The sequence below is a fragment of the Rothia sp. 32237D007AR genome, from assembly GCF_053544675.1.
In genome coordinates this window covers 19,564-45,732 of the sequence record NZ_JBPPUO010000012.1, presented here as the reverse complement: position 1 = coordinate 45,732, position 26,169 = coordinate 19,564, and the positions used below count along the sequence as shown (strand labels likewise).

Genomic DNA, 26,169 nt, shown 5'->3' with positions numbered 1-26,169 from the left:
CAATGAAGACTCACCCTTATCTATGGTCCAAGCAAAATGGTCTTAATCAGGCTTATCCTCTCTTAGCGCATCTCCTAGATACTGCAGCGGTAGCTCAAGCACTCTACAGATATTGGCTTCGCCCGGGACTACGTAATATTATCTCCTCCGAGCTAGGGGATGAAAGCGAACGCATCGTTCAGTGGGTTGCTGGTTCTCACGATATAGGTAAGGCTTCACCCATATTCCAGGCTCAGCCTCGTCGAAAAGGCCTTGAATGGGATCAGATACGCAAGTCTATATCTGTTCATGAGCCTGACTGTCTCTTCCTAGATGAGAGAACTCTAGCTGATATAGCTCGAAGTGGTAATAGATTTCTTGCCCGGCATGAACAAGTTGGAGCTTTTTTCCTCGCTAAGGAAGAGCTAATTGATAGTAATGATTGCACGTCAGATTTTTGGTTTGCTCTTCCGGCGCTAGGGCATCACGGCGCTTTCACTTTCCCCGATCGGGGAAATAACAAAGTCACCCAGCGAAGGTTCCAACAAGCACTTGCAGCAGGCTGGTCTGACGCTCAAACTGACCTACTCGAAGTTCTCTCTGAAGCCCTTGGAATCTCACCTGATGATTTTCCTGAAGAAGTATCACCGACCGTCACCATCTTGCTTTCAGGACTCGTTATTCTTGCCGACCGTATTGCCTCGGGAACTGACTGGGTAGCACAGAACCAAGAACTTTTGGCGGAAGGGAAGCTTTCCTTTAAAGAACCTGCAGCTTGGATTGAGGCTTGTACTGACCGTGCCCTAGAACGCGTCAAAGATACTGTAGGCCTTTACCACGGTTGGGAAAATGCAGAAACAGCTCAATCCTCTATCCTAGGTAACTACGCACCTAGACCATTGCAACAAGAAGCGCTCACGGCAAGCGAAGGCATTTGGAATGCAATGGCACCAACTGGCAATGGAAAAACTGAAGCAGCTCTGCTCCGGCACTCGCTCAAAGATGAACGGCTCATTTTCCTTCTTCCCACCCAAGCCACAACTAACGCTCTCATGCGACGCGTCCAAAAAGCATATTCCACTACCCCTAACGTTGCCTCTCTAGCACATGGGCTATCTTCCATCGAAGACTTCTACACCAGGCCCGTCACTGTTTTCTCAGATACCTGTAATGGTCAAGATAGTGGGGGCCTCTATCCAACCGAGTTCGTCAAATCAGGCGCTCCTCGCTTACTTGCGCCCGTTTGTGTTGGCACTATCGATCAGCCACTCATGGCCTCTATCCCCATGAAATGGACTCACCTACGATTACTAGCACTCGCGAACGCCCATGTAGTCATCGATGAGATTCATACTCTCGACCATTACCAAAGTGAACTACTAGTACCCCTATTAACCTGGCTAGGTCTCACTCGCACTCGGGTAACCTTTCTATCCGCGACTTTTCCTCAATGGCAACGCGAGCGCTTCCTCACAGCGTATACGGGCCACAAACCAGAGAAGGAAGGGATTTTCCCTTCAGCCGAGTCAGCTGACGTCGAAAACTTCATGACTAGCCAAACCGTACTTAGCGTTCCCACTTACACTATTGACTTTACTTTCGCAGAGCCTGACTACCCTGATTTGGAGTCAACTCATATTCAATGGGCTATCGAGCACCGACACGAATTTCCCTCAGCAAGACTGGGCATTATCTGTAATACGGTCAAAAGGGCTCAAGCCATTGCGCAGAAGCTATCAGACCTGGGCGAAACGGTTATCCTGTTGCATTCTCGCATGACTGCTGAACACCGCAAACGTAATGCTGAACTTCTTGAACAAACAATTGGCTCTAATGGTCAAGGAACGGCATTAACTGTTGTTGGTACCCAAACGATTGAGGCCTCTCTCGATATCGACCTTGATTTGCTCTCTACGGATCTCTGCCCCGCACCATCCTTGATTCAACGAGCAGGACGCGTATGGAGACGAGAAGATATCGACAGAAAGAATCGAATCCCTGGAATTACGAATCTACCGATTCAAGTTGTCAAACCCAATATGCCTGAAACATGGATGCTTAAGCCATACTACCCAGCTGAGCTCCAACGTACCTGGGGTTTTCTACAAGATAACCCTACCTTCGAATGTCCAACTATGAACCAAGACTTCGTAGATGCTGCCGCTGTAACCCTTGACTCTATTCTCACTTCAGAAGACCTAGACCAGTTCGCTGAAAACTCTGCCGCCCTTCGTAAAGGTAAAGATAAATCTGAGAAACTAGCCAATGCCCTGCACCCTCTAAGTACCATCAAAGAGTTTAGCGACATGACGGATAAAAATTTTAACGACTCAGATGATGGCGCCTTTACCCGCCTTATCAATAGCGAAATCCGTCAAGTTATTGTAGGTGGAAGTCCTGAGCAAATACCCGGTGCTTGGGAAGGAACTTTAGAAGATCTGTGCGCTCTCACCGCGCATGACCAAACAGAAATCCAAAAGGCACTACGGGCGTCCTTACCCATTGTTGTATCAAAAGATAATCGAGAGTACCTCAATTCCCTACCCTCGCTAGATAGCTCTAAGACTCTTCTCAATCGTTACTACTACATGCAGATACCCCACAATAGTGTTTACGACCCTGTCCTTGGCTTTACAGGAACCGGTGAACAATGAGTTACTCAGAAGAAGCTCTCGCCTTCTCAACTATCCCCACTGACCACCAAGTCAGATTAGAAGACCGTGTATCCTTCCTCTACCTTGAATATTGCGTTATCCGGCAAGATAAAACAGGGGTCATCGCTTACGGTGGAGATACAGATAAAGGCGTTATAGCTGGCAAAAGAGTTCAGTTACCTGTTAGTGGACTCTCAGTGCTCATGCTTGGTCCCGGAACAAGTATTACCCAGCCCGCGATAATTTCTTGCACCCGTGCCGGAACAACAGTCATGTTCACGGGTGGCGGTGGGGTCCCAGCCTACTCTCATGCAACTCCGCTGACCTCATCTGCTCGTTGGGCAATCGCCCAAGCGCGTCTCGTTTCACAAGAAAAGAATCAACGCACAGCGGCTCTCGTCCTATATAAAAAGCAACTTGGTATTGAACATATGCCCGGGGGAACTATCGCCACTATGCGTGGACTAGAGGGGCGGACTATCAGAAACCTCTACCGCGACACAGCAAAAAAACACAAAATTATAGGCTTCCGTAGGCAAGTCGATGCCGACGATAATGTAAATATGGCGCTTAATATCGCTAACTCTATCCTCTACGGGTGTGCTGCAGCAGCCTGTGCTGCTATCGGAGTAAACCCTGCTTTAGGAGTTATTCATCGAGGTGACGCCCGCTCTCTTCTTTTTGATCTTGCTGACCTTTACAAGCCCTCGCTATCAATCCCCGTTGCTTTCGCATGTCATAGCAGTATTAATCTTGCCGAAGACGTTAGGACGGGAGTTCGAAAGGAACTTGTTAAACAGCAGGTTCTCAAAGGTATGCTTCAGACTTTAATGGAAGTGCTCACCCCACATTTACCTAATAGAGACGACGACCGGCTTATCAGCGACCGCGGCGAAGAAGTTGAAGGGCACACCCAGTACGGAGGTGAACAATAGGTATGTTTATAGTTCTCTCGGCTACTGCTATCCCTGAACATCTGCGTGGGTATCTCAGCAGGTTCTTGTCAGAAGCATCGACAGGTCTATACGTCGGTAATGTGTCAAAACGAGTACGAGAAAACCTTTGGGCAAGATGTGTGCTCGCCGCGAAAGAAGGATCATTCACTATGGTTACCAGCGACCGACAGTCGGAACAGGGTTTTACTATTCAATCGGTAGGTGCCCAGAGTCGCCCTGTTATTGAACTAGATGGGCTTTCTCTCGCCTACCTTCCGGTACCCAAAAATAGCGAAAATTCAGGTTTAAGCTGATAAAATCGCAAGTCAGATGGTCTCTTCCCCGCACTCGCGGGGGTATTTCCAAACTTATAATTAGAAATCTTTTGCTGAGAAACTCTTCCCCGCACTCGCGGGGGTATTTCCAGTATCAGGACCATCCGAGATTTCTTCAGATGCTCTTCCCCGCACTCGCGGGGGTATTTCCATAGGACGAGAAATAATCCTCACCATGCTGACCTCTTCCCCGCACTCGCGGGGGTATTTCCGGCTCATGGTGGCAAGGGTCCATCGATGGAATCTCTTCCCCGCACTCGCGGGGGTATTTCCCAGATAACCGCCGAGGAAAGCTAGCCCGGCTGCTCTTCCCCGCACTCGCGGGGGTATTTCCATCCCCTCCGGCATGGTGGTAAACCACAAGTGCTCTTCCCCGCACTCGCGGGGGTATTTCCTCGTTGATGGTGTTTACCCCGCGATTTCCAAACTCTTCCCCGCACTCGCGGGGGTATTTCCGCCTACAATACGGCTCAGCGAAGCTACGCTGACTCTTCCCCGCACTCGCGGGGGTATTTCCATACCCAGCAACAGGGTACGGGGCACCAGCGGCTCTTCCCCGCACTCGCGGGGGTATTTCGACTTCGCCAAGGGGGTTCTAGCGCACCGGCAGCTCTTCCCCGCACTCGCGGGGGTATTTCCTATCAAGCAGGTTCTCAAAGGCTCCCTACTCTCTCTTCCCCGCACTCGCGGGGGTATTTCCGCGGCGGCGAACCGTGGGGTGAAGATTACCTCCTCTTCCCCGCACTCGCGGGGGTATTTCCGGCTACCGCGCATGAGCTGCCTGCCGGGGATACTCTTCCCCGCACTCGCGGGGGTATTTCCCAAGTCACCTTCAAAGCTGATGCCGCATCCTCCTCTTCCCCGCACTCGCGGGGGTATTTCCTGCGGCAAGCCCCGGCCACCGCATCACATCGCCTCTTCCCCGCACTCGCGGGGGTATTTCCCAAAAGAGTGCGCTACGCAGGAGGGTGTCGCGCTCTTCCCCGCACTCGCGGGGGTATTTCCCATGACCCAAATCGACGCAAAAACCCCCGTAACTCTTCCCCGCACTCGCGGGGGTATTTCCCTCAGCGTCTAAGGCTGAGAACTTCGATGAACCTCTTCCCCGCACTCGCGGGGGTATTTCTGCCATGCCCAGCACACCAAAGCTCGTTGCTAGCTCTTCCCCGCACTCGCGGGGGTATTTCCTGGTCACCGACTGCTTGCCCTGGGGCGTATTCCTCTTCCCCGCACTCGCGGGGGTATTTCTGTAGCCCTGGCAACTTGGACGGCAGCAGGCTTCTCTTCCCCGCACTCGCGGGGGTATTTCCCAGCGTTCAAAGACAAGATCCTCTGTCGAAGGCTCTTCCCCGCACTCGCGGGGGTATTTCTGTGCTCGGCTACGGTCTCACCGGCGATATGCTCTCTTCCCCGCACTCGCGGGGGTATTTCCGGGCCGGGGTATCGCCTCCGTGGCGTCAGAAGCTCTTCCCCGCACTCGCGGGGGTATTTCCACACCACCGCGAACCCTGTGGGAGGGCCTGGGCTCTTCCCCGCACTCGCGGGGGTATTTCCAATAACCATGACCCTTACCAGTAAAGACGTAGCTCTTCCCCGCACTCGCGGGGGTATTTCCGTGCTGGAGGTCGAAGAGCGGCTAAAGGCCTTCTCTTCCCCGCACTCGCGGGGGTATTTCCCCTCAGCATCGCAGCCGGAGCGTTCATCGCATCTCTTCCCCGCACTCGCGGGGGTATTTCCGGCCACCCAGCAGCAGGCACCGACGCCCGCCACTCTTCCCCGCACTCGCGGGGGTATTTCCTAATAGAGCGCGGGGAATTGTAGGCCCTCACCCTCTTCCCCGCACTCGCGGGGGTATTTCCCGTCCGAGGTGCGCGCCCTGCGCTGGCAAGATCTCTTCCCCGCACTCGCGGGGGTATTTCCTGGTACATTGCGCCGAACCGGGCCGGGGAGATCTCTTCCCCGCACTCGCGGGGGTATTTCCCGCCATCGTCGAAGAAGCCTTCCAGGGAATCACTCTTCCCCGCACTCGCGGGGGTATTTCCCAGACCACAACCTTTGGGGCTATCTTCCGGTGCTCTTCCCCGCACTCGCGGGGGTATTTCCATGAGGGCAATTGTCGTGCAGGGTGGGAAATTCTCTTCCCCGCACTCGCGGGGGTATTTCCGGGTCAAGCTGGTTAATGAACCCCGCTACCTGCTCTTCCCCGCACTCGCGGGGGTATTTCCCGCCTAAATGGCTACACCCATGGTCACAGTGACTCTTCCCCGCACTCGCGGGGGTATTTCACAGAAAATAAGAAAGTCGGGGCACATACTCTGCTCTTCCCCGCACTCGCGGGGGTATTTCCCGCCGCTATGCGCCTTGCCCCCGGAGCACCCGCTCTTCCCCGCACTCGCGGGGGTATTTCCAAGATAGAACTAGTCATAGACAAAGCACCCTGCTCTTCCCCGCACTCGCGGAGGTATTTCCTAGACCTACCTAGGAGAGTCCCAAGACTGAGACCCTTCCCCGCACATACGGGGGTATCTCCGTGATAATAAATCGGTGAGTGAAGATTGAGCAGTTTTCTCAACCCATGTAAGGTGGCACTTTTACCTATTCAAATTTCCTACTAGAAAAAGAATATCTATAGGTTCCTTAGGTGTAGTAGCAGCTTATAGTTCTTCTTCCCATTCTTGGGAAACCGCCTGAGCCAGAGTGGCCTCCCACCTAGATAATCATTTCTGATTTAGGCGTTGCTTATGTGCGGTGGCGCAAGCGAACATGCGCCTCCCCTAACGTGACCAAAACCCCCCAGCGTCCTTGCCTTTGGCTCATAGGAAAATGCAGGGTTCTAGGGGAGAATAGAGGAAGTTTTGTCACTGGGCCGTTGCCCATATTCCGTATAGAAGAAAGGGCGCTTGTGCTCCAGAACATTATCGACTGGGTTATCTCTATCATGGAGGCCATCGGCTCCCCTGGTGTTGGCCTGGCTGTTTTCCTTGAGAACGTCTTCCCACCCATTCCCTCCGAGGTTATCCTGCCGCTGGCTGGCTTCACCGCCTCCCAGGGCTCCATCAACGTAGTGGCCGCCTTTATCTGGGCGACCGTCGGCTCGCTCGCCGGCGCCTACTTCCTCTACTACCTGGGTGCAGCCATCGGCGCTCACCGCCTGCGCAAGATCGCAGCCTGGATGTGGCTGGTCAAGGTTGAGGACGTCGACAACGCCCTAGCCTGGTTCGACAAGTACGGTAAGGCCTCCATCCTCATTGGCCGTGTGATCCCTGGTATTCGTTCACTCATCTCGATTCCCGCCGGCATCGACCGCATGAACCCGCTGACTTTTGGTTTTTACACTCTGATTGGTTCTTCTATCTGGAACGCCCTGCTCATCTACTGTGGCTGGGTTCTGGGTGAGAATTGGACTGCTGTTGAAGGCGTCATCGACCAGTACTCCAAGGTGGTCTACGCCCTGGTAGCCCTGGCCCTGGTGGCCGTCTTCATCTGGCTGCTGCGCCGCGCCCGCCAGGAGAAGCACGACGTAGCCTAAGGGGCAGGCCTCCTCACTCCCCTATTCCCTTATTCCACTAGGGCCATACAATCTTAAAGGGACCGCATCGTATGCGGTCCCTTTACTTATGTGGCCTTTTTGCTAGTGGTTCTGACGTTACTTCCACAGGCGGTTGCGGGCGTGCACCACCGACGGGCGAATCTGGATCCAATCAGCACAGGGCAGACGCAGGGCCTTCTCACACCCCGATAGGGCAGTAATAATCGACTCGCAGCGCTTATTGAACTCGGAGACATGCCCCCTATCGACAACCTGCCCAGGGAAGTGCCGGTGCATTTTTGACACCGAATCTGATGACTCCTGCAACCCGTGCCCACTGTGGCCAGGGATATGTTTGACCAGCACCCGCCGTTCCCGAATGGCCTCAGTTAGCCGCTCCATCTCCTCTAAGACCCGCTGGTTTTGCACCCCTTCATTCACCCAGGTTTTGTAGACCCAGCGGCTGTGCGCCAGGCGCAGCACAAAGGTGAGGGCCCCTAGCGAGTCAGTGTGAATAATGAGCTGGCGGCCACCGTGATAGAAGATGTTAAAGGCAGCGAGCATGGCCGAGAGTTCCCCGGTCATAATGTTGGTTGCATCGTAGTGGGAGTGAAAGAAGAAGCCGTCTTCGCTCACCCCACCAATGCCCATGCGTCCGCCTTTTAAATACTTTTTGTTATTCGTTGACCTATAGGAGCAGTCAGTGAAGACACTGTACTTTTCTAGCTGTTCTACCGGCAGCTGGGCCGTATTTTGTTCAAGTTCCTGGTGGGCTAGGTTGGTGGCTTGGTCTATAAAGTCCGGCATGAGTTCACCTGCCGGGGTGCCCATGAGCTTGACGTGGATTTCCCCGAGCGAGTGGGATTCGTAGGGGTTCATGACCTTGTCAATGGAGCGATATTCCAGAAAATCGCGGAAGGCCGTAAATTTTCGGAAGAGGAGTTTGAGGTAGTGTTTGTCGGCGGCGACGGTGATGAGGTTGGTCTTATAGTCCTCTGGGATCAGGTCCATGCTGGCTAGGATGGCCCGGCCCAGCATGTCTGTGTGTACGGTGTCGCAGGGGTCCATGAGACTGTGAGTTAGCGACTCTGCCACCGGTTCGCTCTCGATGACTTCCCTCTCCCCGTTTTCTCGTGAGATGAAGGCGAAGGACGTCAGCCCCACATGGCAGTCACCGGCAGCTCGAACCTGCTCCATGATGACCACGATGACGGCCACGCCTTGTTCGGTGAACCCGTCTGGGTAGGAGCTGGTGTAGTCAGGCGGTTCCCAGGTCAGTTCACATTTTTTAATATGTGCAGGCGTAATTTCCACATTATTCATCTCCTAAGGGGTGTCTATAGTTGTGTTGCTTACTCTTTAAAGCTATACCAACTCAATATCGTTTTGCCAAGAGATGAGCTCAGAGAAGCACCCCATTCACTCTCCTAGTGAACGCCCAACCAGCGTCCTCCCCGCTTATCGGCCAGCAGCTACCGCATATCCTCCCACCCTTGTTCAGGTACCGCGGCAGCAGCTTTACTAGAAATGTCCACACCAGCTACTCCCCTTGGGAGGAGAAACCATGAAGTTCACGCTCACTCTTGACCCTAAATACAAAGAGACCCGCCTCGATGTCACCGCCCCAGAGCTCACGACTGAGATAGAAGAGCTACAAACCTACCTTGCAGGTAAAACCACAACCCCTCTTCTGGCCTACGCCCAAGGCAGTGCCATCCCCCTATCGTTGAGCCAAACTCTACGGTTTTTCACCTCAGATAAGAATGTGTACGCCCACACGGCCAAGGGCACCTGGCAGGTCAAGCAGCGCATGAAAGAGCTTGAAGCCAGGCTGCCCCAGAGCTTCATCAGAATAAACCAGGGGGAGCTCATCAACATTCACTGGGTGGAACGCTTTGACGTCTCCCTCACCACCACTATCGGGGTAGTGCTGAAGGACGGCACTCGCTGCTTCGTCTCTCGGCGCTCCCTCACGAACGTCAAGCAAGCTCTCGGCCTCTAGCAACTGACAGGAGAAGAATAATGACTCGCAAAATCCTTATCGGTGCCCTGATTGGAATCGCTATTGGTTGCACCATGGAACTTCTATTTTCAGCACTCATGGGCAGCACCTATGTGCCTGGGGTGCCCAGCTACCTAGCCCAGTTTGACCAGCAGAACACAGCTGTTCTGGTAGAACGTCTTATTTATGCGGGGCTAGGGGCAGTCCACTACTGCGCCGCTGACCTTTATAAGAACGAGAGGTGGCCGCTGGCTCTGGCCACCCTGGTGCACGCAGCTATCGTGCTTACCAGCGTCCTTCTGGCTGGAGCCTACCTGCACTGGTTCCCCCTGACCATGGGTGCTTTTATGGGCTTCTTGCTGGTAGCACTGCTCATATATGCCCTGGTATGGGTAATCTCCTTCTGGGTGAGCCTCCGTGAAACCCGCACCATCAATGCGGCCTTAGGGAAAATGGACGACTAAAACTGTTACCCCACATGACGGCGGGGGTGGCGGAATCACCTGGTCAGAGTGCCTCTGACATACAGTGATTTCGCTAGGAGGTGCAGGGCTTGGGCCCTGCACCTCGTGAGTCCATCTACTGTACTTTCTGTGTTCGTGAAAGGAATAAGACCCCGTGAACACCACCTGGAACCCGACCCAATATCTGCGTTATAACTCTGAGCGGACCCGCCCTTTCATAGATTTGTTAGCTCATGTCCCGCAGCAGGGGCCGTCTCTGATTGTTGATTTGGGGTGCGGGCCAGGTAATAGCACTGCTCTTTTGCATGAACGGTGGCCTCAGGCCCGCATTGTGGGTGTGGACGGGAGTGCCGAGATGATTGCGGCGGCCCAAGCAGCTAATAGTAACCCGCTGGTGGGCTACCGGCATCAGACTATTGAAAAGTGGCTAGCTGATGCTGAGAAGGGTGGCCAGGCCCCCGATCTTATTGTTTCTAATGCGGTCTTTCACTGGATTGAGAACCATGTGGAGCTGATGCCTCGTATTGCTCAGACCTTGGCCCCTGGCGGCAGTTTTGCTTTTCAGGTGGCGGGGAATTTTTTGGAGCCCACTCATGCTCTTTTGCGGCAGCTTGCTGCTGAGTCGCAGTTCGCCCCTTTTATCTCAACTAAGCTCATTGATTCGGTGACCCCGGCTGCTACCTACCTTGAGGTGCTTTCGGGTGAGGGCTGGGAGGTTGATGCCTGGGAGACCACCTATCAGCATGTTTTGCAGGGGGAAGACCCTGTTTATGATTGGCTGGCTGGGGCAGGTGCTCGCCCTGTACTGACCAGTTTGCCTGAGGGTGTGCGTCAGGAGTTTGAGCAGCGTTACCGGGCTGCTTTGCGTGAGGCCTACCCGGCTAGTTCGGTGGGCACTATTCTGCCTTTCCGCCGTATTTTTGTGGTTGCCCAGAGGGCTGGGGAATCTTCTACTCGCTAAGGTTCTTTACTATCTGGGAGGACGATTGCGCGGCTTGTTTACTGCCCTGGTAAGCAAGTTTGAGCTGAGGTGGAGTAAAAATGGTAAGGGGAAACACTCTCAAATAGTTAATATGTAATGTTTATGTGTGGTCTGCGCCCTCGCCAATCTGGGAGTTCGGCATTAAAATATAGAGGCACATAATTACATAACATGTAAACTGACTCCACCTCACATCAGGGCGCGTGAGCGCCTGTATATCTAAGGGAACCACATGGGAAAGTTTGAACAGATCTATCACGACCTTGCGCGTGATATTGATGAAGGTAAGTACGTCGTAGGCGACTTACTGCCCAGCGAAAAGAAGCTGACCGAAAAGTATAGTGTCTCTCGCGAGACCGCCCGCAAGGCTCTAGCCATTCTCACTGATCGCGGCTATATTCAGCGCATCATGGGTAAGGGCTCTCTGGTGATTGAGCATAAGCGCTACTCTATCCCTGTGTCTTCACTGGTGAGCTATAAAGAATTCGCTGAGTCAGTAAGCGGCGAAACTCAAACTGAGCTGATTGAGCTCGAAGATGCCATGCTACCCCCTGTGCCTTTTCAGGCTCTGACCAATGGTTCGGTTGAGCAGGTTCCTGTCACTTACGTTATGCGCGTGCGCCACATGGACGGCGCACCGGCCATTATTGACTATGATTACATCGTCAAAAGTGTGGTTCCTAAGGTTCCTCGTGAGGCTGCAGAGGACTCCCTCTACTACTACTTTGAGAACGATTTGGGTCTTAATCTTGCTTCCTCTGCCAAGCAGATTACTATCGAGCAGGCTACCCCTAACGATGCTAAGTATCTGAACCTGCACGCTGGTGAGTATGTTGCGGTGACTACTTCAATTACCGTGCTTAAGGACGGCACCGCCTTCCAGTACACTATCTCCCGCCACCGTGCCGATAAGTTCCGATACCTGGATTTTGCCCACCGTCGCCAGGAAATCCCGATTTCTGGTTAAAGGTGCAGATTGGTTGCACCAAGCACCAAAGTACCTGTGAGATAGGTAAGGTTAGGAGCGTATCCCGTATTAAGGGGTGCGCTTCTTTTCTTTACCCCCGGCCCAGCCCGATGCCGGGCACCTTACCGCAGGTAGTCGTCCTAACGAAAGAGTAGATATGCAGCCCGCAACTGGTCAGATGAGAGCTGTTGCAGCCGAAATCGCAAGCAGCAACCACATCTACGTGCCTTACCCCCGCCGCTGGGCGGCCCTGGCAGTGCTCATGCTGCCAGTGCTGCTGGTCTCGGTTGATAACACTGTGCTCTCCTTCGCCCTACCCGAGATTTCAGCTCAACTTTCTCCTAGCGGCACCCAGTTGCTCTGGATCAACGATATCTACCCGCTAATTCTTTCAGGTCTGCTGATCCCGGCAGGGAGTATGGGTGACCGTTATGGCCGGCGCACTATGCTCCTTCTGGGCGGCTTGGGCTTCACGGTTATTTCTGCGGCTGCAGCTCTGGCTCCTAGCGCCGCCTGGCTAATCACAGCCCGCGCCGGTATGGGTATTTTTGGGGCCTTACTGATGCCTGCAACGCTCTCTATCATCCGCAACATGTTCTCCGACGCTACTGAGCGCCGCACCGCTATTGCTATCTGGGCTTCAGGTTTTGCCGGTGGGGCCGCCCTCGGGCCTATTGTGGGCGGGTTTCTGCTGGAGCACTTCTACTGGGGTTCGGTCTTTCTCTTGGCTATCCCAGCCTTGTTGCCCTTGCTCATCCTTGGGCCCTGGCTGATTCCTAATTCTAAGGACCCTCACCCTGGCAGTATTGACTTCGCCAGTATCGGCCTGATCATGGCAACTATGGTCCCGTTTGTGTACGCCATTAAGCACTGTGCCCATAGTGGTTTGGACCTGCTCGCTGGCGTCCTTCTGGTTCTTGCTGCCCTCTGCGGTCTTGCTTTCACCCGCCGTCAGCTAAAGCGCACTAACCCTATGCTGGATGTCCGGCTCTTTACTAATAAGCAGTTCACTGGGGCGGTGCTGACTAACCTCATGGCTATTTTCTCGCTGGTGGGCTTCCTCTATTTCATCTCCCAGCACCTACAGCTGGTGAGCGGGCACTCCCCCTTGAACGCGGCCCTGATGCTTTTGCCTGGCCTGGCACTGACGGTGCTGGCGGGCCTGGCTGTGGTGCACCTGGTGAAGGTCATCAAGCCGTGGGTGGTGATTTCTGGTGCCTTGCTCATGAACGCGGCAGCCTTCGCCCTGGTGTTCTTCACTGCCGGTTCAGGCTCTGATGCCGGTATTCTGGTGGCTTTTTCCCTCCTGGGTGCAGGAATTGGGTTTGCTGAAACCCTCACCAACGACATTATTTTAGCCGCTGTTCCGCCACATAAGGCCGGTGCGGCTTCCGCCATTTCAGAGACCGCCTACGAGACTGGTTCGGTGCTGGGCACTGCGATTCTAGGTTCGATTCTCAACGCGGCCTACCTGGCGCACCTGGTAGTGCCTGAGGGCGTAAGTGCTGCGGATGCGGACGCCGCCCGTGAGACCCTGGGCGGGGCCACTGAAATCGCTGAGCGCCTGGGTGGGGAAACGGGTGCTGCCTTGCTCACCTCAGCCCAGCAGGCCTTTGACTCAGGGGTGGTCTATACCTCGGCGATTGGGGTGGTGCTCATGCTCATGAGCGCGATCATGGTAGTGCGGACCCTACGCGGAGTTACCGCCTAGGGCCCGCAATCTACGTATTAGAGGTACTGGAGCTTACCGCGGAAGTCCTCAAGGCTCTGGTAGCCCTTTTCTTCCATGATGGCTGTTAGCTCCTGGGAGATGCGGTCAAAGATGGCGGGGCCTTCTTGGTGCAAGGCGGTACCGATTTGTACCATGCTGGCGCCGCAGAGAATGTGCTCGAAGGCGTCACGCCCATTCTTGATGCCACCGGTACCAATGATCTGGATGGAGGGGTTGAGTCGCTGGTAGAAGGCGTGCACGTTGGCCAGGGCGGTGGGCTTGACGTAGTCCCCGCCTAGGCCACCGAAACCGTTCTTGGGTTTAATGACCACGCTCTCATCGTTAACAACAAGGCCGTTGCCGATGGAATTGATGCAGTTGACAAAGACCAGGGGGAACTTGTTAAAGATTTCTGCGGCCTGGTCAAAGTGAACAATATCGAAATAGGGGGGAAGTTTTACGCCCAGGGGCTTGGTGAAATAGGAGAATACTTCGGTGAGAATTGTTTCGGTGGTTTCAAAATCGTAGGCGATTTGAGGTTTGCCCGGCACGTTAGGGCAGGAGAGGTTAAGCTCTACCAGACCCTGGTAGTCAGAGGCCTGAACCGCTTTGAGAATAGTGTGAGTCTCGTCAGGGGACATGCCCACCAGGGAGAGGAAGTGGGGCTTAGAGTTGGGCTGGTTTTGTAGTTCTATCAGGTAGTCAAGGTAGTACTGGTAGCCCTTGTTGGGTAGGCCCATGGAGTTAATGGAACCTAGCTCTGTGTCTACATAGCGGGGTTCAGGGTTACCTGCTCGTTCTTCAAGGGTGCCTGTTTTGGTGACGAATGAGCCAGCAGAGGAGTTCTCTACCAGGGCCAGTTCTTCTCGCGTCATGCAGTAAACGCCAGCAGCGTTCATCAGGCAGTTATCAAATTCAACGGAGCCGATTTTTGTATGCAGTGAAGCCATTATGCCCTACTTCTTTTTATAGATTTTTCACCTCATTTTACCATTTTCAGCCCCTGCCCCGCGTCATAAAGCTACTTACTAACCCCTAGCAACCCTAACTTCAACTTCTATTCACCTCAGCCCTATAAGATAAATATTTGTGACTGCCCCAACAATTCCCGGTCTAGAAGAGACAGACCTGACCCGTGAACCCCGCGTCCGCCGAGTACGCGCCAGCGCTAAAACTGCGCTCATCGGCACAGCCCTGCTGCTACCCAACCTAGCTCTGCTCCTAGTGTTCACCTACCGGCCCCTGATCGACAACATCAGGCTCTCCTTCTACAACTGGAACATTGCCTCCACCCGGCCAGCAACCTTCATCGGCCTCGACAACTACATCGAATGGGCCTCCAAGCCCGAAAGCTGGCAAATCGTCTGGCAAACCGCCATTTTCACCTTCTTCGCAGTCTTCGGGTCCATGGTACTCGGCCTAGCATTGGCCCTGCTGCTCGATAAACCCCTCAAAGGACGCAACGGGGTACGCTCCCTCATCTTCGCCCCCTACGTCATCTCCGGTGCAGCCATCGGTGTGGCCTTCCAATTCGTCTTCGACCCCGGCTACGGGCTGATTCAAGACCTGCTGGGTAAGGTCGGCCTCGACTCCCCTGCCTTCTATACCAGCCCCGGCTGGGCCCTCTTCATGGTGACCGCAACCTACATTTGGAAGAACCTGGGTTACACCTTCGTCATCTACCTAGCCGCCCTACAGGGTCTACGCAAAGACCTCGATGAAGCCGCCGAAATCGACCGCACCCCGCCCGCCCGAAAATTCTGGCGCGTCACCCTACCCCAGCTACGCCCCACCACCTTCTTCCTCTCCATCACGGTGCTACTGAACTCCCTCCAAGTCTTTGACATCATCAACGTCATGACCGCCGGTGGCCCCCTGGGCATCTCAACCACAACCCTGGTCTACCAGGTCTACCAGGAAACCTTCGTCAACTCCCGCGCAGGCTACGGTGCCGCAGTTGCCACCATCATGTTCCTGGCCGTACTCGTCATTACCGTCGTGCAGGTTCGTATGCAGGAGAAAAACAATGACCGTTGACACCACCCGCGCCCGTTCCCTGCCCGCAGCTAAGCCCGGCTCGGTCTTGGCTGAGCAGCAGCTTCAGGACGCCCCCACCACCCCCAGGCGCAAGGCAAACACAGCCCCCGGCGCCTCAGCCACAGGCAAAACCTTCGGCTACATAGGCATGATTCTGGCCGGGTTGCTTATCGCCGTGCCCCTCTACTTCGTGGTGATCACCTCCCTGAAACTACGCCCTGAAATCTACTCCAACCCCATCACCTGGGTACCCCACATCTTCGCCCCTCAAAACTACACCTACGTGTGGGAAACCCTAGATTTTTCCCGCTACTTCCTCAACTCCATCATCATCACCGTGACCCTAGTGATCGTGAAAGTAACCCTGGGCGTGCTCAGCGCCTACGCCTTCGCCTTCTACAGATTCCCAGGCTCAAATATCCTCTTCTACTTGGTCATCGGAACCCTCATGGTGCCCAACGAAATCACGATTATCTCCAACTATGCCCTGGTCGCACAGCTAGGCTGGCGAGACACCTTCACCGGCATCATCGTCCCCCTAGCTGGGGTTGCCTTCGGAACCTTCCTCATGCGCAACCACTTCCTCTCCCTACCCACCGAAATTATCGAAGCAGCCACCCTCGACGGCACCGGCTTCTTCCGTACCCTCTTCAAAGTAGTACTGCCCATGAGCTGGCCAACCCTCATGGCCTTCATCCTCATCACCGCCGTCACCGAATGGAACCAGTACCTCTGGCCCTTCCTCATCTCAGACACCGGTCGAGTAGCACCCCTACAAATCGGGCTGACCATGCTCCAAGCCAACGAAGGGCTCACCAACTGGGGGCCAGTCATGGCAGGAACCGTACTAGCGACCATCCCCATGATTATTCTCTTCCTCTTCCTGCAACGCTCCATGATTAAGGGCCTCACCGCAGGAGCCGTCAAGGGCTAACCCACAGCCCCCACCGGCCAGCCTCACCCAACCCACGACCTCCTACCAACCCTCCTACCCCAAGGAAAAACCCATGAATATCACCCGCCGCTCTGTCCTCTCCCTGGCCGGTCTAGCCGCCACCACCGCAGCCCTCTCAGCCTGCGCAGGAACCGGCACCGGAACCGCAACCACCCAGCAGGAAGGCAACGGCACCCTGCAATTCTGGTCCAACCACCCCGGCTCCTCCCGCGACATAGAACAAAAACTCATCGACGCCTGGAACGCAGCCAACCCCGACACCCCCGCAGAACTCATCGACGGCGGTAAAAACTACGAAGAACTGGGCCAGAAATTCAACGCAGCTCTCTCCGGCGGCGGCCTGCCCGACGTCATCGTCGCCTCAGACGTCACCTGGTTCAACTTCGCCTTCACCGGCGCCACCACTCCCCTCAACGACCTCTGGGAATCAGAAGGCATCGACACCTCCACCTACGTAGAAACCCTGCTCACCGACTACACCTACGATGGTAAAAACTACGGTGTGCCCTACTCCCGCTCCACCCCGCTCATGTACTGGTACACCGCCGACCTCAAAAAGGCAGGCCTCCCCACCGACGGCACCGGCCCCGCCACCTGGAAGGAATTCGCCGAAACCTGGGCGCCCAAGCTCAAAGAAGCCACCGGCAAGCCCGCCCTCACCGTCGCAGACGGCTCCAACTACCTGGACTGGTACTTCCAGGGCGCCTTCTGGACCTTCGGTGGAGCCTACTCCAAGGAATGGGACCTCAAATTCACCGACCCCAAGACCATTGAAGCAGCCACCTTCCTGCAAACCATGGTCAAAGACGGCTACATCTCCGTGGTCAAAGACTCCGCCAACGAGTTCGGCATCGGCAACGCCGCCGGCCTGCTCGAATCCACCGGCTCACTAGGTGGCCTGAAAGAATCAGCCACCGGCGACTTCATCACCACCTACCTGCCTGGCCCCAAGCCCGGCACTACCACCGGTGGCGCAGGCCTAGCCATCCCGGCAGGTATCTCCGATGAGCGTAAGAAGATTGCCGTCAAGTTCATCGACTTCCTCACCAACACCGCCAACACCATCACCTTCACCCAGGCCACCGGCTACATGCCCGTGCGTACCAACGCCGCGGACGTCCCCGAACAGGCCGCCTACATGAAGGAAAACCCCAACGCGGCCACCGCCATCCGCCAGCTCAATGAGAACACCAAGTCCCAGGACTACGCCCGTGTCTTCATCAACGGCGGCGGCAAGGCCATCGGCGGGGCCCTGGACAAAATCGTGGCAGGCCAGGACGTCACAACCGTCTTTACCGCCCTGCAGGACGAACTTCAGGCCACCTACGACCGCGACATCAAACCCAACCTCTAACCCCCAGAAAGCCCGATCCTCATGGTTGAAGTCCACCTGCAAGACATTTCCCGTATCTACGGCCCCAAGCGGCCCCGCGCCGTTAACCGGGTCAATATCACAGTGCGCGACGGGGAATTTCTCACCCTGGTAGGGCCATCAGGATCGGGCAAATCCACCTGCCTGCGCATGCTGGCAGGCCTAGAACCCGTCAATGAGGGCACCATCCTCATTGACGGGGTAGACGTCACCGAAAAACCAGCCCGCGACCGCGACGTGGCCATGGTCTTCCAGTCCTACGCCCTCTACCCCAACATGACCGCCCGCCAAAACATGGCCTTCGCCCTGGAAAACGCCAAACTACCCAAGGCTGAAATTGCAGAGCGAGTAGATCGGGCAGCCCACATCCTTGAACTAGAGCACCTGCTAGACGTCAAACCCGCCAACATGTCAGGCGGCCAGCGTCAGCGCGTCTCCATGGGCCGGGCTATCGTGCGAGAACCCAAGGTCTTCCTCATGGACGAGCCCCTCTCAAACCTGGACGCCCGCCTGCGCGTCTCAACCCGCGCACAAATCGCCCAGCTCCAGCGGGAACTAGGCATCACTACGGTCTATGTCACCCACGACCAGACCGAAGCCATGACCATGGGCGACCGCGTAGCAGTACTCAAAGACGGAATCCTGCAACAGGTAGACGAGCCCATGCACCTCTACCGCCACCCCGGCAACACCTTCGTAGCAGGTTTTATTGGTTCACCCTCCATGGCACTCATCAATGAGGTAGAAGTCAGCCGAGAAATCGACGGGATACCACAACCCCAGGCCCACGCCTTCCTAGGGCCCCTCTGCCGCCTACCCATCCCCACCGAATTCAACCCGGTACTGACCGGCAAAATTATCCTAGGGGTACGCCCCGAAGACTGGGAGGTTGAACATGTAGGGGAAGGCGAAGAAATACGCGGGCTACGGGGTACAGTGACGCATGTGGAGCAGCTAGGAGCTGAGGCCTTTGCCTACGTCAGCCCCGCAACAGGCCTAGAGGTACGCTCACCCACTATCGCAGTTCGCCTGCTGGGTGAGCACAAGGTGGCAGCTGGCGACGAACTACGACTAACCCCCACCCGGGCGTCCTTCTTCGACCCCGAGACCGAAATCAACCTGGAATACCTGGTCTAGCCCTCGGTGGAGGTACCATCTCAGTCAGAAAAACCCACCAAACTCTTGGTGGGTTTTTCTGACGTAGATGGGTACCTACCCGAACTAGGAGAAGGACGTGCGGACGTCCGCCCTTACTTCTCGTCCTCGATGAGGTCGCGTACCACGATGGTCTGTTCGCGGCCGGGGCCAACACCGATAGCTGAGATGCGGCAGCCGGAGATTTCTTCTAGCTTCTCAAGGTACTTACGAGCATTCTCAGGTAGCTCATCTAGGGTCTTAGCTTCGGTGATGTCCTCGGTCCAGCCGTCGAAGTATTCGTAGATGGGCTTGGCGTGGTGGAAGTCTGACTGGGTCATGGGCATCTCATCGTGGCGCACCCCGTCCACATCGTAGGCCACACAGACAGGGATCTGCTCTAGCCCGGTGAGGACGTCTAGCTTGGTGATGAAGAGGTCAGTAAAACCGTTGATGCGCACAGCCTGACGGGCCAGCACTGCGTCATACCAGCCGCAGCGGCGGGGGCGGCCGGTGTTCACACCGAACTCGCCACCGGTCTTTTGCAGGAAGTCGCCCATTTCGTCAAAGAGCTCAGTGGGGAAGGGGCCAGCGCCCACGCGGGTGGTGTAGGCCTTCTGAATACCGATGACGCGGGAGATGCGGGTGGGGCCCACACCGGAGCCGACTGAGGCGCCGCCTGCGGTGGGATTGGAGGAGGTGACGAAAGGGTAGGTGCCGTGGTCAACGTCGAGGAAGGTAGCCTGGCCGCCTTCCATGAGCAGGGTTTTACCCTCGTCTAGGGCCTTGTTAAGTAGCTGGGTTGATTCGACAATCATGGGGGCTAGGCGGTCGGCGAAGCTCATGAAGTAGTCAACGATTTCTTCAACCTCCACGTGGCGGCGGTTGTAGACCTTGACCAGCAGTTCGTTCTTCTGGCGCAGGGCACCTTCAACCTTCTGGCGCAGGATGGACTCGTCCAGAATGTCTTGGACGCGAATACCTAGACGCCCAATTTTGTCCATGTAGGTGGGGCCGATACCGCGGCCGGTGGTGCCGATGGCGCGCTTGCCCAGGAAGCGTTCGGTGACCTTATCCATGGTCTGGTGGTAGGGCGCTACCAGGTGGGCGTTGGCGGAGATTTTGAGTTTGGAGGTGTCTGCGCCGCGGGCTTCGAGGCCGTCGATTTCTTCGAAGAGGGCTTCGGGGTTGACGACGACGCCGTTACCGATGACGGGTACAGCGTTTTCTGAGAGGATGCCGGCGGGAAGGAGCTTAAGCTCGAACTTCTGGCCGTTGACGACGACGGTGTGGCCGGCGTTGTTACCGCCGTTGGGCTTGACGACGTAGTCGACGCGGCCACCGAGCAGGTCGGTTGCCTTGCCCTTACCTTCGTCGCCCCACTGGGCGCCTACAATCACAATTGCTGGCATAAGTCTTACTCCTGAATAGGGTGGTCACCTGCCGGGTTTCACGGCGGTGGGGTGGGGCTGCTCGGCCTGTGCGGACGGCTCGGACGCAGGGCACACCATTCTTAAGGATAGCAAGGACGGTGGGCCTTGTCGCAGCTGAATCTCTCACAATGGCACACTCACCTAGGGCTTCTATAGAGAAATGTTCACGGAATAACCTGATATACATCTAGGTTTCCCCCGATACTTTAAGCTGATATACATGAGCGAAAACCCAAACATCCCACACTCAGCTTTTCCCGCCTCTGCCCAGCAGGGGGCATCTTCATTTTCTGCAGGCCCCTACCCCGCACTTGGCCAGCAGCCCTACCAGCACCATTACAGGGAACCCCAGAAACCCCAGCAACCCCAGCAGCCTCAGGGTAAAAAACCTATAAATGGGATTGGTGCAACAGCCTTGGGCCTAGGCCTCCCTGGCTTCGTTCTTGGGGCCATACCCAGCATCATATTCATGTCCTTTAGCTGGATGCTGCTCCTTGCAGCCCTCATCCTGGGCATCATTGGTCTTTTCCAGAAAAATCAGGAAAAGGCCACCTCAATCATCGCAATCGTTGTGTCGGTACTCGGCTCAATGATCTTCCTCATCGTATCTGCCCTCACCATGACCAACATGCTGGTCGATATGTATAAGAACTGGTAATGAGGTGCCCTGCGATGGCACCCGTGCTCTTGCCGAAGTAAGCAATCGATAATCTCTAAAAACTAGAAAAATAGATGACAAGCCCGCCCTGCCCCCCCCTCTTTGAAACTGGGAGGCAGGGCGGGCTTTACATTTGCATTAGCACTTTAGAAGAGCGCCACCTTCGGCGGTGCCGGGAAAATCTCGTCCAGGTGGGTGAGCTCGTCCGCATCAAATCGGCGGACGACGGCAGCCGCGTTCGCGCGCACCTGCTGCTCGGTAGTAGCACCAGCAATCACAGAGGCAACCGGCTCTTGCTGGGCCAGCCAGGAGAAAGCCACCTGCACCTCACTCATACCGCGCTCGGCGGCGAAAGCTGAGAAGGCCTCAAGCTGCTCCCAGTTAGCGCCCTCCAAAATCTCAGGTTTGATGCGGGTTAGGCGCCCGTCTGCCGGGGCGGACGTCCGCGAGTACTTGCCCGTCAGCAGCCCGTTAGCCAGGGGGAAGTAGGGCAGCACTCCCAGCCCGAACTCGCGGGTGGCAGGGAGCACCTCGAGTTCAGCGCGGCGGTCCAGTAGGTTGTAGTGGTTCTCCGCTGCAATGTAGCGGTGCCCCAGTGCCCGGCCCAGGTGCTCAGCATGGGCAATCTGCCAGCCGGTGTGGTTGGATGAGCCGATGTAGCGCACCTTGCCCTGCTCAATCAGGGTGCCCAGGGCTGAGAGGGTTTCTTCCATGGGGGTGGCAGGGTCGGGGGTGTGGTGGAAGTAGAGGTCAATATAGTCGGTGCCCAGGCGGTTCAAGGAGGCCTCAACTGCCCGCATAATGTACCGGCGGGAGCCTCGCACCCCGTGGTCGGTGCCGTTGGCACCACCCATGTCCATACCAAACTTTGACACAATCACGATCTCGTCGCGGTCTATACCGGTCTCGCGCAGGGCACGCCCAAACATGGTCTCAGAGACACCCGGTTCAGCCCCGTAAATATCGGCCACATCAAACAGAGTGATGCCTGCTTGCACCGCGGCGGTGAGGACGGCGTTGGTGCCAGCCTGGCTCTCGGTGGCGGTTTTAGCGCGGCCCAGGTTGTTACAGCCTAAGCCCACATTCGAAACGGTTAGTCCGCTTTTTCCCAGTTGACGGTATTCAATGCTCATACTCGTCATATTACTGTCATGTGTCTCAACACACCCGTCACAGAGTCAAAAAGGTACACAGAGCCATCCACCTGAGAGCATTTACTACTGGGCTGCTCGCACCGCAGTGAGAAGGTCGGCTTTGTTCATGCGTGAGCGGCCCGGCACCTCAAGCTGCTTGGCCAGCTCGTATAGTTCAGCGCGGGTGAGGTCAGCGAGGGGGCGGGCTTCTGCCACCAGGAAGGTCTGCTCCTTATCGTCAGTGAGGTCAGGTGCGGAGGCGGCGTCCTCCTGGGCGGGGGCTTCTGCCAGGGGCTCGGTGGTGAGGCCTTCATCGAAGTCAGTGAGGTTACTGCTAGCGAAGGTTTGCTCGTAGAGCTCTTCTGCTTCGTCTGGTTCGTCGGCTTCTTCAGGGGCTAGGCCCTCATCTTCACCGACGTTGGTGATGGCATCGGGGGTGTCTAGGTCAAAGCCCAGTTCCTCGTTTTCGAAGGCCTCAATGTCGCCAGGTTCTACGCTTTCTGCATCGAGGATGTCTTCGTAGGTGACGGTTTCGTCTGAGTTTTCTAGAGTCTCGGCCAGGATGAGTTCAGCTTCTTTCTGGGCTGCGCTTTTCTTGGACTTTTTGGGCTGTGTGGATTTTTTAGCCTTTGGGTTTTTCTTCTCAGCCTTCTTTTCGGTTTTCTTGGGCTCTTTTTTCTTGGTTTCTTCTTTCTTGTCGGCCTTCTTCTGTGGAGTCTTCTTCTCGGCTTTCTTGGGTTCAGGTTTCTTAGACTCGGCCTTCTTTACCGGCTGGTCAGTAATTTTTTCGTATTTCTTACCTACCAGCTCGTATTTCTTTTCGAGCTTCTTTTGGGCTTTTTTGCGGGCTTTCTTTTCGTCGCCGTGCTTTTCTAGGGCTTTAGTGTAGGCCTTGATGTAGCGTTTTTGTGCTTTGTCGCTGGAACGCTTGAGTTCCTTGCTGAGTTCTGGCTTCTTGCTCATGGTACTCACCTTCTAGTTGTTCAGTGTTCTTACCTTCTAAGCGTAGTCCCGGTCACGCCCTACCCCAAGCGCGGCACGGCTTATTTATGCTCCTGGTGCCCTACTCAGCCTGCCAATACGGGTATATACTTAAGGTATATAGCAGGAGGTTATCTATGACACGGTCAACAGTTTTTATGAACAACAGAACTCAAGCGGTTCGCCTACCCGCAGAGATGCGCTTTAGCGAAAACATCAAAAAAGTTAATGTACGCAAAGTAGGCTCAGAACGCATCGTAGCCCCCGAGGGCGCAGTGTGGGATAGCTTCTTCGCCCCCGACTCCCCCACCGTAACGGATGATTTTATGAATTCCCGCCACGCTGGCACCCAGCCTGAACGTGAGGAACTCTAATGCTGACCTACATGCTTGACACAAACATCGTCATCTATGTGATAAAACGGCGCCCACCTGAGATTCTCGATATTTTCAACCAGAACGCTAGCCGCTTATGCGTCAGCAGTATCACCGCAGCCGAGCTGTTCTTTGGTGCAGCAAAAAGCGCTAAGCCTGAGCAAAACCTGCGGGTGGTCGAAGACTTTCTATCACGGCTCACCGTCCTCCCCTACGGCATGGACGCCGCAGCCCAGTTTGGCGACATCAAAGCAACCTTGCAAAAGGCCGGACGCGTAATCGGCGAGAACGACCTGCATATCGCAGCCCATGCGCGCAGCCGAGGGCTAGTGATAGTAACGAATAATGAGAGGGAGTTCGAGCGGGTTGAGGCCCTGCGAGTGGTGAACTGGGTGAACCCCTCACGCTCTGAGCCGAACCTGAGTGAGGCAGCTGACGGGCGGCGTCCGCACCCCTAAACTAGCTGGTATGACTAACTCAGGTATCGACACTAGCTTTCTAGACCCCGCAACCAGCCCAGCTGACGACTTCTTCCGTTACGTCAACGGCACCTGGTACGACTCCCACGTCATCCCCGCCGACCGCTCCCGCGATGGTGGCATGTACTTCCTGCGTGACGCCGCCGAAGAGCACGTCCGCGAAATCGTAGAGAAATTTGCCGCCGAGCAGCCCTCCTCACGCATTGGTGCCCTCTACTCATCCTTCATGAACACCGAAAAAATTGAGGCGGACGGCCCCGGCCCGCTACTTGAAGAGGTGCAGCCGGTGCTCAACGCCATCACCCCCGATGACTTCGTGCAGGTCATGGCAGAACTCGACTGCAAGGGCCACGGTGGGCCCTTCGGCTGGTACACCAGCATCGATGCCAAGAACCCTGAAAAGTATGTGCTCTACCTGGCCCAGACCGGCCTGGGCCTGCCCGATGAGTCCTACTACCGCGACGAGAAATACGCCCAGCTCCGCGAAGCCTACGTAGCCCACATTGAGCGCATGTTTGAACTGACCGGCCTAGCAGAGAACTTCGGCCTAGAACCGGCCGATGCTGCCCGCGCCGTCTTCGCCCACGAAACTGAGATTGCCTCCCACCACTGGGATAACGTCAAGACCCGCGACGCCGACGCCCGCTACAACCCGGTAGAAGCTGCCGAACTTGACGAGAAGTTCCCCGGTTTCCCCTTCACCACCTGGCTAGCAGGCATGGGCATCAGCACCGAGAAAGCTGGCACCGTTGTGGTCAACCAGCCCTCCTACTTTGAGGCCGCCGCCCAGATGTGGGCCACTGCCCCCCTCTTCATCTGGAAGCTCTGGTACATCTGGCACATGGCCCACTCCCGCGCCCCCTACCTGAACCAGGACATCGTTGAAGAAAACTTCGATTTCTACGGCCGCACCCTCTCAGGGTCCGAAGAACTACGCGACCGCTGGAAGCGCGGCGTCGGCCTAGTCGAAGGCTCACTGGGGGAAGAGCTGGGCAAGGAATACGTTGCTATTCATTTCCCGCCCACCCACAAGGCTAAGATGCTGGAACTCGTTGATGATCTCCTAGAGGCCTACCGCCGCTCCATCACAGACCTAGACTGGATGACCGACGAAACCCGCGCCCTGGCCCTAGAGAAACTTAGTAAGTTCGTCACCAAGATTGGCTACCCCGATAAGTGGCGCGACTACTCCGGCCTCGAACTCACCGATGATCTCTTCGAGAACCTGCGCCGCTCTGGCGTCTTTGAGCACGAGTTCCAGATTTCCCGTATCAATGAGCCAGTTGATAAGACCGAGTGGCTCATGACCCCGCAGACCGTCAACGCCTACTACATGCCCCCGGCCAACGAGATCGTCTTCCCCGCAGCGATCCTGCAGGCCCCCTACTTCGATGTGGACGCCGACCCCGCCGTCAACTACGGCGCTATCGGCGGTGTGATCGGCCACGAAATCGGCCACGGCTTCGATGACCAAGGCTCCAAGTACGATGGCACCGGTGCCCTCAACAACTGGTGGACGGACGCCGACCGCGAGGAATTCACCGCCCGCACAAAGGCCCTGGTAGAGCAGTACAACGGTTACACCCCCACCGGTCTAGACCCCGAGAAGTTCACCGTCAACGGCGAGCTGACCCTGGGCGAAAACATTGGTGATTTGGGCGGCCTCTCCATCGCACTCAAGGCCTACCAGATTTACCTGGAACGCCAGGGCCTGACCCTTGAGACCGCCCCCGTCATTGATGGGCTGACTGCCGCCCAGCGTGTCTTTATCTCCTGGGCCCAGGGCTGGCGCATGAAGACCCGCCCGCAGACAGCGGAAATGTTCCTGGCGATTGACCCGCACTCCCCCGAGGAGTTCCGTGTCAACGGCGTGGTACGCAACATTGACGAGTTCTACACTGCCTTCGATGTGCAACCTGAGAACGACCTCTACCTGGCACCAGAAGAGCGCGTGCGCATCTGGTAGAAGAAGCTATATAAGGTGCAGGGGCTTTCCCCGGAAGGCGACTGCACCCATGCCTCAACTAAAAGGACGCCGGTGAGCTACTTACCGGC

Annotated in this window: 22 protein-coding genes and 1 CRISPR repeat array; of the genes, 17 read left to right on the top strand and 5 right to left on the bottom strand. The window is 55.9% G+C overall.

The window, feature by feature from the left end; all coding sequences use genetic code 11:
* Positions 1–2: 2 nt before the first annotated feature.
* The 4 genes from cas3 to ACED87_RS08070 all read left to right on the top strand — a co-directional run bounded on the left by cas3 (position 3) and on the right by ACED87_RS08070 (position 7,432).
* Entirely contained in the window at positions 3–2,633 is a 2,631-nt protein-coding gene (gene cas3, locus ACED87_RS08085; RefSeq protein ID WP_449089877.1) for a CRISPR-associated helicase Cas3', read from the top strand.
* Positions 2,630–3,568, top strand: a complete 939-nt coding sequence (gene cas1e / locus ACED87_RS08080) for a type I-E CRISPR-associated endonuclease Cas1e (RefSeq protein ID WP_449082358.1) — start codon at positions 2,630–2,632, stop codon at positions 3,566–3,568. The genes cas3 and cas1e overlap by 4 nt, the downstream gene beginning before the upstream one ends.
* 2 nt (positions 3,569–3,570) lie before the next feature.
* On the top strand, positions 3,571–3,882 hold the full coding sequence (cas2e, locus tag ACED87_RS08075; RefSeq protein WP_449082360.1) for a type I-E CRISPR-associated endoribonuclease Cas2e: 312 nt from the start codon (positions 3,571–3,573) through the stop codon (positions 3,880–3,882).
* Positions 3,883–3,903: 21 nt separating this feature from the next.
* A CRISPR array of direct repeats spans positions 3,904–6,433; the repeat unit is 29 nt; unit sequence CTCTTCCCCGCACTCGCGGGGGTATTTCC.
* Between the two features lie 372 nt (positions 6,434–6,805).
* Positions 6,806–7,432, top strand: coding sequence for a DedA family protein (locus ACED87_RS08070; RefSeq protein ID WP_449082362.1), 627 nt, complete (start codon positions 6,806–6,808; stop codon positions 7,430–7,432).
* Positions 7,433–7,549: 117 nt separating this feature from the next.
* Here ACED87_RS08070 and ACED87_RS08065 read toward each other — a convergent pair whose 3' ends face one another.
* Positions 7,550–8,755: an RNase H family protein gene (locus ACED87_RS08065; protein ID WP_449089876.1), complete on the bottom strand. Its 1,206-nt coding sequence runs from the start codon at positions 8,753–8,755 to the stop codon at positions 7,550–7,552.
* Between the two features lie 241 nt (positions 8,756–8,996).
* Between ACED87_RS08065 and ACED87_RS08060 the strand changes: the two genes are divergently transcribed.
* The 5 genes from ACED87_RS08060 to ACED87_RS08040 all read left to right on the top strand — a co-directional run bounded on the left by ACED87_RS08060 (position 8,997) and on the right by ACED87_RS08040 (position 13,558).
* On the top strand, positions 8,997–9,434 hold the full coding sequence (locus ACED87_RS08060) for a LytTR family DNA-binding domain-containing protein (RefSeq protein ID WP_449082366.1): 438 nt from the start codon (positions 8,997–8,999) through the stop codon (positions 9,432–9,434).
* Positions 9,435–9,454: 20 nt separating this feature from the next.
* The gene (locus ACED87_RS08055; RefSeq protein WP_449082368.1) at positions 9,455–9,898 is read left to right on the top strand and encodes a DUF3021 domain-containing protein; all 444 of its coding nucleotides are present in this window, start codon (positions 9,455–9,457) and stop codon (positions 9,896–9,898) included.
* A 154-nt stretch (positions 9,899–10,052) separates the two neighbouring features.
* Complete coding sequence (locus ACED87_RS08050) at positions 10,053–10,859, top strand: methyltransferase domain-containing protein (RefSeq protein ID WP_449089874.1); 807 nt, start codon at positions 10,053–10,055, stop codon at positions 10,857–10,859.
* 253 nt (positions 10,860–11,112) lie between these two features.
* Positions 11,113–11,847, top strand: coding sequence for a trehalose operon repressor (gene treR / locus ACED87_RS08045; RefSeq protein WP_449082372.1), 735 nt, complete (start codon positions 11,113–11,115; stop codon positions 11,845–11,847).
* A 157-nt stretch (positions 11,848–12,004) separates the two neighbouring features.
* Positions 12,005–13,558, top strand: coding sequence for an MFS transporter (locus tag ACED87_RS08040; protein WP_449089873.1), 1,554 nt, complete (start codon positions 12,005–12,007; stop codon positions 13,556–13,558).
* Positions 13,559–13,575: 17 nt separating this feature from the next.
* Here the strand turns inward: ACED87_RS08040 and ACED87_RS08035 are convergent, their stop codons facing one another.
* Positions 13,576–14,508, bottom strand: coding sequence for a dihydroorotate oxidase (locus tag ACED87_RS08035; RefSeq protein WP_449089872.1), 933 nt, complete (start codon positions 14,506–14,508; stop codon positions 13,576–13,578).
* A gap of 139 nt (positions 14,509–14,647) precedes the next feature.
* Between ACED87_RS08035 and ACED87_RS08030 the strand changes: the two genes are divergently transcribed.
* The 4 genes from ACED87_RS08030 to ACED87_RS08015 all read left to right on the top strand — a co-directional run bounded on the left by ACED87_RS08030 (position 14,648) and on the right by ACED87_RS08015 (position 19,059).
* The gene (locus ACED87_RS08030) at positions 14,648–15,595 is read left to right on the top strand and encodes a carbohydrate ABC transporter permease (RefSeq protein ID WP_449082377.1); all 948 of its coding nucleotides are present in this window, start codon (positions 14,648–14,650) and stop codon (positions 15,593–15,595) included.
* Entirely contained in the window at positions 15,585–16,529 is a 945-nt protein-coding gene (locus ACED87_RS08025; protein WP_449089871.1) for a carbohydrate ABC transporter permease, read from the top strand. Before ACED87_RS08030 ends, ACED87_RS08025 begins: the two co-directional genes overlap by 11 nt.
* A gap of 73 nt (positions 16,530–16,602) precedes the next feature.
* Positions 16,603–17,904 (top strand): ABC transporter substrate-binding protein, encoded by a 1,302-nt coding sequence (locus tag ACED87_RS08020; RefSeq protein WP_449089870.1) that lies wholly within the window; start codon positions 16,603–16,605, stop codon positions 17,902–17,904.
* Between the two features lie 21 nt (positions 17,905–17,925).
* Positions 17,926–19,059 carry an ABC transporter ATP-binding protein gene (locus tag ACED87_RS08015; RefSeq protein ID WP_449089869.1) on the top strand — a complete coding sequence of 378 codons (1,134 nt, stop codon included), beginning with the start codon at positions 17,926–17,928 and terminating at the stop codon, positions 19,057–19,059.
* Between the two features lie 113 nt (positions 19,060–19,172).
* On the opposite strand, the gene ACED87_RS08010 is transcribed toward ACED87_RS08015, so the two are convergent.
* On the bottom strand, positions 19,173–20,468 hold the full coding sequence (locus tag ACED87_RS08010; RefSeq protein ID WP_449082385.1) for an adenylosuccinate synthase: 1,296 nt from the start codon (positions 20,466–20,468) through the stop codon (positions 19,173–19,175).
* Between the two features lie 241 nt (positions 20,469–20,709).
* On the opposite strand from ACED87_RS08010, the gene ACED87_RS08005 reads away from it, so the two are divergent.
* Positions 20,710–21,147 carry a hypothetical protein gene (locus ACED87_RS08005; RefSeq protein ID WP_449089868.1) on the top strand — a complete coding sequence of 146 codons (438 nt, stop codon included), beginning with the start codon at positions 20,710–20,712 and terminating at the stop codon, positions 21,145–21,147.
* Between the two features lie 146 nt (positions 21,148–21,293).
* Here the strand turns inward: ACED87_RS08005 and ACED87_RS08000 are convergent, their stop codons facing one another.
* A complete protein-coding gene (locus ACED87_RS08000; RefSeq protein ID WP_449089867.1) occupies positions 21,294–22,289 on the bottom strand; it encodes an aldo/keto reductase in 996 nt (331 codons plus the stop codon).
* Positions 22,290–22,364: 75 nt separating this feature from the next.
* On the bottom strand, positions 22,365–23,243 hold the full coding sequence (locus ACED87_RS07995) for a ChaB family protein (RefSeq protein WP_449089866.1): 879 nt from the start codon (positions 23,241–23,243) through the stop codon (positions 22,365–22,367).
* 155 nt (positions 23,244–23,398) lie between these two features.
* On the opposite strand from ACED87_RS07995, the gene vapB reads away from it, so the two are divergent.
* From vapB to ACED87_RS07980, 3 genes are read left to right on the top strand one after another with little or no spacing between them, the layout of a single operon-like run.
* Positions 23,399–23,635, top strand: coding sequence for a type II toxin-antitoxin system VapB family antitoxin (gene vapB, locus ACED87_RS07990; RefSeq protein ID WP_449089865.1), 237 nt, complete (start codon positions 23,399–23,401; stop codon positions 23,633–23,635).
* Complete coding sequence (gene vapC / locus ACED87_RS07985) at positions 23,635–24,093, top strand: type II toxin-antitoxin system tRNA(fMet)-specific endonuclease VapC (RefSeq protein WP_449082394.1); 459 nt, start codon at positions 23,635–23,637, stop codon at positions 24,091–24,093. The genes vapB and vapC overlap by 1 nt, the downstream gene beginning before the upstream one ends.
* A gap of 10 nt (positions 24,094–24,103) precedes the next feature.
* A complete protein-coding gene (locus ACED87_RS07980; protein WP_449089864.1) occupies positions 24,104–26,080 on the top strand; it encodes a M13 family metallopeptidase in 1,977 nt (658 codons plus the stop codon).
* Positions 26,081–26,169: the final 89 nt, after the last annotated feature.

Excerpts from the sequence above, each read along its gene's own strand:
- cas3 (WP_449089877.1), top strand. The coding sequence starts at position 3 with ATGAAGACTCACCCTTATCTATGGTCCAAGCAAAATGGTCTTAATCAG.
- cas1e (WP_449082358.1), top strand. The coding sequence starts at position 2,630 with ATGAGTTACTCAGAAGAAGCTCTCGCCTTCTCAACTATCCCCACTGAC.
- cas2e (WP_449082360.1), top strand. The coding sequence starts at position 3,571 with ATGTTTATAGTTCTCTCGGCTACTGCTATCCCTGAACATCTGCGTGGG.
- ACED87_RS08065 (WP_449089876.1), bottom strand. The coding sequence starts at position 8,755 with ATGAATAATGTGGAAATTACGCCTGCACATATTAAAAAATGTGAACTG.
- ACED87_RS08060 (WP_449082366.1), top strand. The coding sequence starts at position 8,997 with ATGAAGTTCACGCTCACTCTTGACCCTAAATACAAAGAGACCCGCCTC.
- ACED87_RS08055 (WP_449082368.1), top strand. The coding sequence starts at position 9,455 with ATGACTCGCAAAATCCTTATCGGTGCCCTGATTGGAATCGCTATTGGT.
- treR (WP_449082372.1), top strand. The coding sequence starts at position 11,113 with ATGGGAAAGTTTGAACAGATCTATCACGACCTTGCGCGTGATATTGAT.
- ACED87_RS08040 (WP_449089873.1), top strand. The coding sequence starts at position 12,005 with ATGCAGCCCGCAACTGGTCAGATGAGAGCTGTTGCAGCCGAAATCGCA.
- ACED87_RS08035 (WP_449089872.1), bottom strand. The coding sequence starts at position 14,508 with ATGGCTTCACTGCATACAAAAATCGGCTCCGTTGAATTTGATAACTGC.
- ACED87_RS08025 (WP_449089871.1), top strand. The coding sequence starts at position 15,585 with ATGACCGTTGACACCACCCGCGCCCGTTCCCTGCCCGCAGCTAAGCCC.
- ACED87_RS08020 (WP_449089870.1), top strand. The coding sequence starts at position 16,603 with ATGAATATCACCCGCCGCTCTGTCCTCTCCCTGGCCGGTCTAGCCGCC.
- ACED87_RS08015 (WP_449089869.1), top strand. The coding sequence starts at position 17,926 with ATGGTTGAAGTCCACCTGCAAGACATTTCCCGTATCTACGGCCCCAAG.
- ACED87_RS08010 (WP_449082385.1), bottom strand. The coding sequence starts at position 20,468 with ATGCCAGCAATTGTGATTGTAGGCGCCCAGTGGGGCGACGAAGGTAAG.
- ACED87_RS08005 (WP_449089868.1), top strand. The coding sequence starts at position 20,710 with ATGAGCGAAAACCCAAACATCCCACACTCAGCTTTTCCCGCCTCTGCC.
- ACED87_RS08000 (WP_449089867.1), bottom strand. The coding sequence starts at position 22,289 with ATGACGAGTATGAGCATTGAATACCGTCAACTGGGAAAAAGCGGACTA.
- ACED87_RS07995 (WP_449089866.1), bottom strand. The coding sequence starts at position 23,243 with ATGAGCAAGAAGCCAGAACTCAGCAAGGAACTCAAGCGTTCCAGCGAC.
- vapB (WP_449089865.1), top strand. The coding sequence starts at position 23,399 with ATGACACGGTCAACAGTTTTTATGAACAACAGAACTCAAGCGGTTCGC.
- vapC (WP_449082394.1), top strand. The coding sequence starts at position 23,635 with ATGCTGACCTACATGCTTGACACAAACATCGTCATCTATGTGATAAAA.
- ACED87_RS07980 (WP_449089864.1), top strand. The coding sequence starts at position 24,104 with ATGACTAACTCAGGTATCGACACTAGCTTTCTAGACCCCGCAACCAGC.